Below are 11,045 nucleotides of genomic sequence, written 5' to 3'. Positions count from 1 at the left end.
GAAGTTGAATACGTAGCCGGTCAACCATACGTTGGTGCGACATTGAGCATGTACCCACCAGAAGGCAGCACGCACTTGGGTAACTTCATTGCTTGGGATGCTCGTGAAGGTAAAATCGTCTGGTCAAACCCAGAGCGTTTCTCAGTATGGTCAGGTGCGTTAGCAACTGCCTCTGATGTTGTGTTCTACGGTACGCTGGAAGGTTACCTGAAAGCAGTTGATGCCCAATCAGGTCGTGAACTGTGGAGATTCAAAACAGCATCAGGCATTATCGGTAACGTTAATACCTACAAACACAACAACAAACAGTATATTTCTATCCTGTCTGGTGTAGGTGGTTGGGCTGGTATCGGTATGGCTATCCCAAGTTTAGAAAATGATTCAGATGGTCTGGGCGCAGTTGGTGCTTACAAAGCACTGTCTAGCTGGACTAACCTGGGTGGTATTCTGAGCGTATTTAGCCTGTAAGACTGCTAGAAAGTCTATAGTTAATAAATAGACAAGTAAGTTAAATTAAGAACCCGGCATCATTGATGTCGGGTTTTTTTTTGCTGAAATTTAAACAAGTTCGTAGTAAAAATTTCAGGCTATTTTTCCTGATACCCATTCAGGAAAATCCTGAACTTCAAGAGGACAATTGCTGACGCTACTTATCCCACATCACCGTAATATGCTTGTACCGCGTGAATCGTTCAGGCGGCGTTAAATACAACTATTAGAGAGGAATTTATTATGTGGACTAAACCAGAATATTCAGACATGCGTTTCGGTTTTGAAGTAACCATGTATATCTGCAATCGTTAAGATTTAACGAGCAAATATGTGTCCGGGGTGAATGCCCCGGACATCTTCAACCGACCAGCAAATCAGACCGCTTTACGTTACGATGACGATCCATAATAAATCAGTGTGATTTGCTGAATAGTCGACAGGAAAGAGAAATATGCACATACATGTCATGGGGTCAGGCGCCGGCGGAGGTTTTCCACAATGGAATTGCAACTGCAACAACTGCAAAGGTGTGCGTGAAGGAACAGTAAAAGCGAGCCCTCGGACACAATCGTCAATTGCCATCAGCTCTGATGGTGTGGATTGGATTTTGTTTAACGCTTCACCTGATATCAAAAAACAAATGGATGATTTTCCGGCATTACAACCCGCCAGAGAAGTTCGTGATACCGCCATCAAAGCAATTCTGATTACTGATGCACAAATTGATCATGTGACAGGTCTGCTGACACTGCGTGAACATAACAAGCCTTGGGATATCTACTGTACTGAAGCGGTACATGGTGATCTGACCACTGGCTTTCCGGTATTTAATATTCTTGGTCATTTTCGTGGTATCAACTGGCACGAAATCAAAACCGATTTGAAGTCATTTACTATCCCGGCAGCACCAGGGCTGATATTTACCGCCGTGCCACTAAAGAGTGAAGCGCCACCCTATTCACCTCATCGTCACAATACCGTGCCGGGCGACAACGTCGGCATTCGTGTTGAAGATACCCGCACTGGTAAAAATGTGTTTTATGCGCCGGGTCTTGGGGTAGTTGAAGATCATGTACTTGAATTTATGCGTAATGCTGATGTGGTTTTAGTAGATGGCACGGTTTGGACTGATGATGAGATGTCAAAAGAAGGCATTAGTGATAAACGTGCCCAGGAAATGGGCCATATCAACCAGTCAGAAGAGGGCGGTACGATCAGTTTCTTAAATTCGATGGAACGTCCACGTAAGATTTTGATTCATATTAATAATACCAATCCGATCCTCAATGAAGAATCGGCAGAACGTCAGGTGCTGAACAACGCAGGAATTGAGTTGGCATATGACGGCATGGATATTGAGCTATAACAATCGGGAAAGGGCAAACGATGGCTGACAACACACCATGGTCAAGAGAAGAATTTGAACAGAAGCTGCGTGATAAAGAGCAGTTCTATCACATCAATCATCCGTTTCATAAACTGATGCATACGGGCAAGCTGAACCAGAAACAGGTTCAGGGCTGGGTAGCAAATCGCTTTTATTATCAAACCGCGATTCCTATTAAAGATGCGGCAATTATGGCCAACTGTGAAGATGCCGAAGTACGTAAACATTGGGTACAACGCATTTTGGACCACGATGGTTTTGAAGGTCAGGAAGGTGGGATTGAAGCCTGGTTACAACTAGGTGAAGCGGTGGGTTTAACCCGCCAAGAACTGACTTCTTATGAACATGTTTTACCAGGTGTACGTTTTGCAATTGATGCCTATGTTAATTTTGCCCGCCGTGCGCCATGGCAGGAAGCGGCCGGTTCCTCTTTGACTGAGCTGTTTGCACCGAAGATTCATCAGGCACGTCTGGATAACTGGCCTGAACTGTATCCATGGATTGATGAAAGTGGCTATCGTTATTTCCGTAAACGCCTAAGCGAAGCCCGCCGGGATGTTGAGCACGGCCTGCAAATTACGCTGGATTATTGTGATACGCGTGAGAAGCAGCAGCGAGCGTTGGATTTGCTGCAATTCAAGCTGGATATCTTATGGACCATGTTGGATGCAATGTGGATGGCGTATATTGAAGATCGCCCACCTTATTGTATGGATGTTGAAAAATGACCAAGCGCGTATTTAACGCAGATAGTGTGCCGGTTTTGGCATTAGGTTACCGCTTTCAATGGGAGCCAATGCAGGATTGTTACGTATTGCTCTATCCCGAAGGCATGGTCAAATTAAACCCGGCCGCCGGTGAAATATTGAAGCGTATTAGCGAGAAAAAACAGACCGTCAGCGAGTTAATTGCTGAACTTAAAGTCGCCTTTGATGGCGCAGATTTAGACGATGACGTCTATCAGTTTTTGGAGGAAGCACATGGCAACGACTGGATCAGAGCAGAATAAAGCACCCGGCAGCACCGGTGGTGCTCTGGGGATGAATGTACGTGATGCTATCCGACAGCCATTATGGCTCTTGGCTGAGCTGACTTATGCTTGTCCGTTACAATGTCCATATTGTTCAAACCCGATGGATTTCGCCAAAATCAAAAGCGAATTGACCACCGAGGAATGGATTGATGTATTCAAACAAGCCCGGGCAATGGGAGCGACACAACTTGGTTTATCGGGCGGTGAGCCTCTAGCCCGCCCGGATATAATTGAATTAATTCGTGCTGCACGTGATTTGGGCTTTTATACCAATTTGATTACTTCTGGTATTGGTTTGGATTCAAGTAAAGCTATCGCATTTAAAGAAGCTGGACTGGATCATATCCAGGTCAGTTTCCAGGCAAGTTCAGAGGATTTGAATAATCTGATTGCCGGTACCGATGCATTTCAACACAAAATTGAAATGGCCAAAGCGGTTAAAGCTGCGGGTTATCCGATGGTGTTGTGTTTTGTTACCCATCGGCAGAACATCGATAAAATCGACGAAATCCTGGATCTGGCAATCAATCTGGATGCGGATTATGTCGAGCTGGCGACCACTCAATATTACGGCTGGGCGATGCACAACCGTGATCAATTATTGCCTTTGAAAGAACAGCTGGTTCGTGCTGAGCGCATCGCGCATGAATATCAGGAACAGCAAAAAGGCAATATGAAGATCTATTACGTTGTGCCTGATTATTATGAAGATCGTCCTAAAGCGTGTATGAATGGCTGGGGCAATGTGTTCCTGACAGTCACTCCGGATGGCACGGCTTTACCATGCCATGCTGCACGTGAGTTACCCGGCATGACGTTGCCGAATGTCCGTGATACCAGCGTGAAAGAGATCTGGGAAGATTCCAACGACTTTAATCGTTTCCGTGGTTTCGACTGGATGAAAGAGCCATGCCGCAGTTGCGATGAAAAAGTAAAAGACTTTGGTGGCTGTCGTTGTCAGGCTTATATGTTGACTGGCGATCCAGCAGCAGCTGATCCGGTTTGCAGTAAATCGCCCAATCGTCATGTCGTCGACGAAGCAATTGAACGTGGCCGCAGGGAATCTGAAAAACCAATTGAAATCGCCAAACCATTGGTATTCCGTAACCCGAAAAACTCGAAACAAATCAGTGGTTTCTGAGTGAGGGTCTGTTGATCTTTCATAGCCACCACTGCTGGAGGCACATTTTGTCCAACAAGGCGGTAATGATGCGGTGTAGTCGTTCTACATAAATCATTTCCAACGCGGTGGGGCGGAATGTGCCCCCAGCCCTCCGGGTTGTGATTGAAAAAACACCACACGGTGTTGCTCGTCATTCATTTAGAATAACTACAAAAACGTCTGGAACGTTTTTGAGCGTAAGCCCTAAAGGGTGAGATACATGGATGTATCTCACAAACTACATTCCTCGCGCCTTGTGTGGCGTATTTTCAATTCACAACAGAGGCCGCTATGAAAGATCAACAGACCCTAACAATTAAAACCAGCGGCCTGACCAAACAGTACGGTCAGGCCGTTGTCGTTAATGGGCTGGATCTTCAGGTTAAAGCGGGTCAATGTTATGGGCTGTTAGGTCCTAATGGTGCTGGTAAAAGCACTACTATTCATATGCTCACCACCATGACTTCACCTTCAGCAGGTGAAGCCTGGATTGCTAACCGATCCATATCGGCTGATCCGGTGGCGATTCGTCGTTCGGTTGGCTTGGTGTTTCAGGATTCCGCTTTAGATCGCACTATGACAGTGAATGAAAATCTGCAGTTTGCCGCTGCGCTGTACGGCATGTCTAAAAAACAGGCTAACGAGCGTATTGAAGCGTTATTAGCCGTATTTAATCTCGGTGCTCGACGTGATGCCAAATTGCTGGCACTTTCTGGTGGTCAGCGTCGTGCTGTGGATATTGCCCGTGGTGTATTGCATCAGCCGCAAGTGTTATTTCTCGATGAGCCTACAATTGGATTGGATTTACCCAATCGTCGATCTATCTGGCGTTTTGTCGAACAGTTACGTCGCGACCATGGCATGACAGTATTTTTAACCACCCATTATCTTGAAGAGGCAGTGGCCTGTGATCATGTGGATTTCATTCAACGTGGTGTGTTGCAAAAAGGTGGAAAGCCCACTGACTTGATGCGACAACTTGCTGCCTATGTATTGGAAATTGAATGTGTGGATATTGAGCATGTGGTTTCGCGTCTGACCCCGCAGTTTGGTCAACCGATCATCGAAGATGAACAATTAAGCTTTTTGATTAAAAATGCCGAAACCGATCTGCATTCTCTGCAACAAGCACTGGGTCATAGCATTAACGCCATGCGTTGGCGCAAACCGAATCTTAATGATGTGTATCTGTGGAAAGTCTGCCCACCAGAGCAGGAGCAGGCAGCATGAGCTGGTTACCGGTTAAAGCCGTTGTAGGGCGTGAGCTGACAAAATTATTTCGTCAAAAAGCCCGCTTATTTAGCTCTATGGTAAGACCAATGATTTGGTTATTAGTCATAGGATCGGGCGTTGGTAGTATGCTTAGTGGAGAACAGCAGGAGGGCTATCTGCAATTTCTGGTGCCTGGTGTGCTGGCTATGACCTTGTTATTTGCTGCGTTGTTATCGGCCTTAACGCTGGTTTATGACAAAGAGTTCGGTGTTATGCGCATGATGATGATCGCACCAGTGGCGCATTACTGGATTGTGTTATCCAAGCTGATTGCCGCCACAATTACCGCTATGGTGCAGGCATTATTGCTATTGGTGATATTACTGTTGATTGGTTTGATTGATATCAAGATAGCGTTGCTGTTGATACCACCTGCGTTATTAACAGCGGTGGCATGCGCGTCGATGGGTGGTTTGATTGCAGTATTTTCCAAAACATTGGATAACTTTGCAGTAATCATGAATTTCTTTATTTTTCCGGTGTTTTTCCTTAGTGGTGCGTTATATCCGGTGAGCCAATTACCGGATATTTTGCGGTATGTAGTGCTGATTAATCCATTCAGTTATGGTGTGGATCTTCTGAAACATGCCGTTCCTGCTGCTCAGTCGGATTTTTCTATTTGGACAGATATTGCGGTGCTTATAATCTTTTCTGCAGTCGCAATTGGGATCGCCTGCTGGCGTTTTTCTCGAGAATCGGTTCACGAGCCGTTGTTTCATCGTGCGACTAAGCGTGGTTAAGTAAAATAAATTTGGTGTTTGACTGCTAGAAAATCCACGTTCAGTCTCAACAGATCACTCACTAGTAATTTACTCTGCAACCAATCAAAGTCGCTCAGCTATTTCTACTTAAATTAGCAATACAACCGCGGTTGCGCAGCCCATGGAAAGGCCCTATCCTAGCCAATTGAAAGCAGCATGTAACGCTCAGGAATTACCAATGACATCCACCATGAATCCAGCTCATGCGAATATGGTCTGGCAGCAGGTACGGCCCAATGAAGTTTCCAATCCACAAGTTCTGGAGGCTTTACAACAGATTGATCGTGCACAGTTTGTCTCGGATGACTACAAAGAACTGGCTTATTCAGATACTCGATTGCCGATAGGCTGTGGTCAGTTTATGTGGACACCACTGGAAGAAGGGCGGATTTTGCAGTTCCTGCAATTGAAACCTACTGACTCGGTCCTGGAAATTGGTACGGGCAGTGGTTTTTTCACCGCATTGATCGCACAACTGTCTTCAAACGTCATTAGTATTGAGTATTTTGCTGAACTGTCTACATTAGCCAGCTCAAGACTGGAAGCGGCTGGTATACACAATGTGACTTTACATTGTGGAGATGCCAGTCATCGTTGGAATCTGGCAGATCGAATTGATGTCATCGTATTGACGGCAAGCTGTCAGCAAGTGCCGGAAGATTATCTGCATGCACTCAAAGTTGGCGGTCATTTAGTCGCCATCACTGGGCAGCCACCGGCGATGCAAGTGCAGCGCATTACCCGTTCCGGCGAATGGCAATGGCAAACCGAAAATTTATTTGAAACCGTAGTGGCTCCCCTGGTGCACGCTGAAACAAAAACTGAATTCACTTTTTAACGTAGAGAACGTGTTATGAAACAAATGTCAGCAACTCAATTAGATGAATTTTTGCAGGACCACGGGCAGGAAGCCATTTTGATAGATGTGCGTGAAGCACACGAGCTTGCTAACGGCATGCTGGAAAATGCACAACATATCCCGATGAATAGTATTCCGGCCCATGTGGATGAACTTGAAACGGTGAAAGACAGTCCGATAGTGTTGATTTGCCGTTCTGGTCAACGCAGCGCTCAAGTCGGCCAATATCTTGAACAATTAGGTTTTTCTGACGTAATTAATCTTGAAGGTGGTATGAACGCCTGGGCAGCGCAAATCGATACCAGCATGAACGTATATTAAGGATTGAGCATGAAGTCGCTGTTTATCGTTAGTTTTTTTGCAGCTGTATTTTGTCGACCGGCATTGGCGGTTCAAGATCTGGTAGATATTTATTATCTATCTGTCCAAAGTGATCCGATCCTCATGGCGCAAGGCGCAGCACAACGAGCAACCGGCGAACTAGCTGATCAGGCCGATGCAGCATTTTTACCGCAGATTGATATTGTTGCTAACAATAGTCGGGTATGGAGTGACAGCTCATCTCAACGTTTTGGGGGCACCAGTGAATACAATGACCACGGTTACACTTTAAGTCTGGTACAACCGATTTACCGGCGTAATAATTTTGTGCAATCCCGTCAGGCAGATATTGCCATTGAAGGTGCGGCTGCCAATTATCAATTTGCCGAACAGGAACTGATTGTTCGTGTTGCTGAACGGTATTTTGCGGTATTGGGTGCAGAAGATGATCTGAGTTTTGCCCTGGCAGAGCTTGAAGCGATTGAAAAACAACTTGAACAGGCCGATCAACGATTTGAGGTTGGCTTGGCAACAATTACCGATGTCAGCGAAGCTCGTGCTGCTTATGATCTCGCCAACGCCGCCGTTATTGAAGCTGAAAATTTGGTGGCAAATAGCCGTGAAGCTTTGCGTGAAACGGCCGGTGTCTATCCTGGTAATCTGGCTGAACTCAGAGATGAAACACCGCTGGTTAAACCAGAACCTGAAAGTATTGATGAGTGGAGCGAGCAGGCCATCGTGATGAATCCGGTTTTGCTTGCTGCTGGCAGCAATGTCGGCCTTGCCAGAGAAAATATCGAGTTTGAACGCAGCGGGCATTATCCGACATTGGATTTAGTCGCCCAGAAAGGTTACACCTCGCAAAGTGACAGCAACTTAAGCGGTAGCAATAAAACCCATCAGAAGATATTAGGTTTGCAGGTCAATATCCCGATTTATGCCGGTGGTGTGGTCAGCTCCAGAACCCGTGAAGCCAGTTTCCGGCTGGATGAAGCGATGCAAAATGAAGAAGAACAACGGCGAGCTATTTTACGGCAGACGCGTGCAGCTTATAACAGTGTGATGTCGGGTATCAGCAGGGTGAATGCGTTAAAACAAGCGGTATATTCCAACCAAAAAGCATTGGAATCCACCGAAGCAGGTTTTGAAGTTGGTACTCGCACGACAGTGGATGTGTTGAATGCGCGCCGTGAATTATTCAGTGCATTACGTGATTATTCGCGTTCTCGTTATGATTATGTCGTGAATACATTAAGGTTGAAACAGGCGGCCGGTATTGTTAGTACCAATGATATTGAACAAATCAATCAGTGGTTGGAACCCAGGGCTTAAGGAGTCTTATTGCCATGATGGCAAATTCCCAAGACAGCGTTTTAGTCGTAATCGATGTGCAACAGAAACTGGCTCAAGCTATGCCAGAAGGTGTGCATGAGCGCCTGACCAATCAGATTAAAATTCTGCTTACCGCTGCCAAGGTACTCAATATTCCGGTTATTGTCACTGAGCAGTACCCCAAAGGGCTTGGACCAACGGAATCAGTGATTCAGAGCAACTTACCTATTGGTACAAAAACCATTGAGAAAACCTGTTTTTCCTGTATGCGCTCAGAGGATTTTCGCTATCAACTCGCTGCGACCAGACGCAAACAAGTCATTCTGGTGGGAATGGAAACACATATCTGTGTATTGCAAACTGCCTTGGCTCTTAAAGCTGAGAATTACAGTGTTCATGTGGCTGAAGACGGTGTTTGTTCGCGCGCAAAATGTAACCAGTACAATGCTTTGCAACGTATGCGTCATGCTAGCGTGGTGATCAGTAATGTGGAATCAGTATTGTTTGAATGGCTCGGCGATGCCAGTCACGCAGAATTTAAAACGCTGGCTAAATTGATTGTTTAACGATTTCTCTGTGTAGCGGATCGTTGCTGCCGTCTGGTTTTACAATTGATTACAGTGGCCTGCTTATCAGCTTCGCTCATTTTTTCCCAACGTAATATCTCATCCATCGTCCGAAAACAGCCCCGGCAGATATCCTGAGCATTAAGCCCACATTTTCCAATGCAGGGGCTGGGAGTGAATGATTTATCTGAGTTCATGATAGTGTCTGATCGTAGTTTGGCGCTGAGTTTGTGAAGCCCAACATTCATTGGCAGGGTAGGTTGGGTTGAGGTACGAAACCCAACAGCTTAAATTGGTTCCCAGCTAAGGCTGATTGTAAAGCTTAAGCATGAAACCGCTGGCGTTTATTTGCCGTGCCGACTTTGGCAGGTTTGTTTAAGGTTGGCAGCGCTTCATAATCCGGCTGACCTTTGAGACCTGCACGGGCATAATCCAGCCGCAGATGATCTTTGACCAATTCCGCCGGGTGATGCATATCTTCTGTCAGCACAACATAAATCAGTTCAAACAGTCGTTTCAAGGCAATTTTGGCGGTTTGGCCGGTACGCTGATAAATCTGATCTGACAATGTCATAAAATGCCAGAACGGTTGTTCATCCAGCAGCAACGGCAGGGTATTGATGAAGCGTCCTGAGTTACCGATTAAATCCCAGTAACGGGCAAAACGATTGACCCGTTGCATGGTAGAAAAGTCGATTTCACGGCTGCTGAGCAGGTTATACGGCGGCAAAGGATTAAAGCGTAAATCACTGGGTTCATTATGCCGGTTCAATGGCGCGCCACGCAGACGTTTGAGAATGCGACCTGAATTTCATGTGGATTCAATGCGATCAATTGATCAAAGCTATCAGCAAAATTTTCCAAGGTATCGCCAGGCAGACCAAAGATCAGATCAGTGTGTAAATGCGCGCCGCTATGTTCCCGCAGCCAGCGAATATTGTCTTTGCTTTTATCGTTGTTTTGCTTACGACTGATACGTTCCTGAATTTCACTGTCAAAGGTCTGAATACCGATTTCAAATTGCAGGCTATTGGGCGGAAATTTCTGTAAAACTGATTTCAATTTGTCCGGCAGATTATCCGGTACCACTTCAAAATGCAGATACAAATCATCGCTCATTCGTTCCAGGAAAAACTCCAGAATGGCAATGCTGGTGGTGATTTTCAGATTAAAGGTACGGTCGATAAATTTAAAATTTCGCACGCCGCGCTGCCAAAGCTGATCTATTTCAGCGAGAAACGCATCGAGTGGAAATGCCGTCGCGGTTTTATCCAAAGCCGATAAACAGAACTCACACTTGAATGGACAGCCACGGGAAGCTTCAACGTAGATCAACCGGTTGCGAATATCCTCATCGTTGTAAAAACGATAGGGCAGAATCAACTGCTCCAGTGGTGTTGCTCGGCCATCAATATATTTAGTTGCAGGATTTTCATTGCGCAGTAATTTTTCGCACAGCTCACGAAAATCCTGTTCGCCGGGTCCGGCAATCACATAGTCGGCCAGCTCACACACTTTCGGCAAATCAGGTGAATGACTGACTTCCGGGCCACCGAGAATAATACGAATTTCAGGCTTAATCGATTTTAACAGCCCGACTACCGCCTCAATTTCACTAACATTCCAGATATACACACTGAACCCGATAACCTCAGGCTGATAGCTAAGCAATTTTTCAGCAATGCTTAGCGGTTGTTCCTGAATAGTAAATTCGATCAGTTCAGCGGCGGATTGCTGCTCACCGAGATTGGCATATAAATAACGCAAACCAAATGCCGAGTGCATATAGCGGGCATTAAGCGTAGTGAGCAGGATTTTGGCAGTAGTCGACATGCGCACATTGTAAATCAAACGTGGCCA

The 11,045-nt window shown here is 45.8% G+C and carries 15 protein-coding genes; 12 read left to right on the top strand and 3 right to left on the bottom strand.

The features are described from left to right. The 12 genes from E8Q33_RS13380 to E8Q33_RS13325 form a co-directional block, all read left to right on the top strand. Nucleotides 1–468 (top strand): PQQ-binding-like beta-propeller repeat protein (locus E8Q33_RS13380; protein ID WP_168800213.1); only part of this gene is annotated, 468 nt, incomplete at its 5' end. Nucleotides 469–732: 264 nt separating this feature from the next. Continuing rightward, nucleotides 733–804 (top strand): pyrroloquinoline quinone precursor peptide PqqA, encoded by a 72-nt coding sequence (gene pqqA / locus E8Q33_RS16590; RefSeq protein WP_081443609.1) that lies wholly within the window; start codon nucleotides 733–735, stop codon nucleotides 802–804. A gap of 139 nt (nucleotides 805–943) precedes the next feature. Further along, a complete protein-coding gene (gene pqqB, locus E8Q33_RS13370; protein WP_136555336.1) occupies nucleotides 944–1,858 on the top strand; it encodes a pyrroloquinoline quinone biosynthesis protein PqqB in 915 nt (304 codons plus the stop codon). A 20-nt stretch (nucleotides 1,859–1,878) separates the two neighbouring features. Beyond that, nucleotides 1,879–2,607 carry a pyrroloquinoline-quinone synthase PqqC gene (gene pqqC, locus E8Q33_RS13365; protein ID WP_136555334.1) on the top strand — a complete coding sequence of 243 codons (729 nt, stop codon included), beginning with the start codon at nucleotides 1,879–1,881 and terminating at the stop codon, nucleotides 2,605–2,607. Continuing rightward, nucleotides 2,604–2,888, top strand: coding sequence for a pyrroloquinoline quinone biosynthesis peptide chaperone PqqD (pqqD, locus tag E8Q33_RS13360; RefSeq protein WP_069296110.1), 285 nt, complete (start codon nucleotides 2,604–2,606; stop codon nucleotides 2,886–2,888). Before pqqC ends, pqqD begins: the two co-directional genes overlap by 4 nt. Beyond that, entirely contained in the window at nucleotides 2,860–4,053 is a 1,194-nt protein-coding gene (pqqE, locus tag E8Q33_RS13355; RefSeq protein WP_211116181.1) for a pyrroloquinoline quinone biosynthesis protein PqqE, read from the top strand. Before pqqD ends, pqqE begins: the two co-directional genes overlap by 29 nt. 312 nt (nucleotides 4,054–4,365) lie before the next feature. Further along, on the top strand, nucleotides 4,366–5,304 hold the full coding sequence (locus E8Q33_RS13350) for an ATP-binding cassette domain-containing protein (protein ID WP_136555332.1): 939 nt from the start codon (nucleotides 4,366–4,368) through the stop codon (nucleotides 5,302–5,304). Then, nucleotides 5,301–6,086 carry an ABC transporter permease gene (locus E8Q33_RS13345; RefSeq protein ID WP_069296111.1) on the top strand — a complete coding sequence of 262 codons (786 nt, stop codon included), beginning with the start codon at nucleotides 5,301–5,303 and terminating at the stop codon, nucleotides 6,084–6,086. The genes E8Q33_RS13350 and E8Q33_RS13345 overlap by 4 nt, the downstream gene beginning before the upstream one ends. Before the next feature lie 199 nt (nucleotides 6,087–6,285). Further along, nucleotides 6,286–6,945 (top strand): protein-L-isoaspartate O-methyltransferase, encoded by a 660-nt coding sequence (locus E8Q33_RS13340; protein ID WP_247870109.1) that lies wholly within the window; start codon nucleotides 6,286–6,288, stop codon nucleotides 6,943–6,945. 15 nt (nucleotides 6,946–6,960) lie between these two features. Then, the gene (locus E8Q33_RS13335; protein ID WP_069296112.1) at nucleotides 6,961–7,287 is read left to right on the top strand and encodes a rhodanese-like domain-containing protein; all 327 of its coding nucleotides are present in this window, start codon (nucleotides 6,961–6,963) and stop codon (nucleotides 7,285–7,287) included. Between the two features lie 9 nt (nucleotides 7,288–7,296). After that, complete coding sequence (locus tag E8Q33_RS13330) at nucleotides 7,297–8,619, top strand: TolC family outer membrane protein (RefSeq protein ID WP_069296113.1); 1,323 nt, start codon at nucleotides 7,297–7,299, stop codon at nucleotides 8,617–8,619. Between the two features lie 14 nt (nucleotides 8,620–8,633). After that, on the top strand, nucleotides 8,634–9,185 hold the full coding sequence (locus E8Q33_RS13325; RefSeq protein ID WP_136555328.1) for a hydrolase: 552 nt from the start codon (nucleotides 8,634–8,636) through the stop codon (nucleotides 9,183–9,185). Here the strand turns inward: E8Q33_RS13325 and E8Q33_RS13320 are convergent. The 3 genes from E8Q33_RS13320 to E8Q33_RS13315 all read right to left on the bottom strand — a co-directional run bounded on the left by E8Q33_RS13320 (nucleotide 9,182) and on the right by E8Q33_RS13315 (nucleotide 11,018). Next, entirely contained in the window at nucleotides 9,182–9,382 is a 201-nt protein-coding gene (locus tag E8Q33_RS13320) for a DUF1289 domain-containing protein (RefSeq protein ID WP_069296115.1), read from the bottom strand. The genes E8Q33_RS13325 and E8Q33_RS13320 overlap by 4 nt on opposite strands. 125 nt (nucleotides 9,383–9,507) lie before the next feature. Then, entirely contained in the window at nucleotides 9,508–9,957 is a 450-nt protein-coding gene (locus tag E8Q33_RS16260; protein ID WP_247870108.1) for a DUF4080 domain-containing protein, read from the bottom strand. Beyond that, nucleotides 9,954–11,018 carry a B12-binding domain-containing radical SAM protein gene (locus E8Q33_RS13315; protein ID WP_247870107.1) on the bottom strand — a complete coding sequence of 355 codons (1,065 nt, stop codon included), beginning with the start codon at nucleotides 11,016–11,018 and terminating at the stop codon, nucleotides 9,954–9,956. The genes E8Q33_RS16260 and E8Q33_RS13315 overlap by 4 nt, the downstream gene beginning before the upstream one ends. Nucleotides 11,019–11,045 lie beyond the last annotated feature (27 nt).

The organism is Methylophaga sp. SB9B (genome assembly GCF_004832235.1).
Taxonomy (GTDB): domain Bacteria; phylum Pseudomonadota; class Gammaproteobacteria; order Nitrosococcales; family Methylophagaceae; genus Methylophaga; species Methylophaga muralis.
This window is presented reverse-complemented; position numbering and strand designations above follow the sequence as displayed.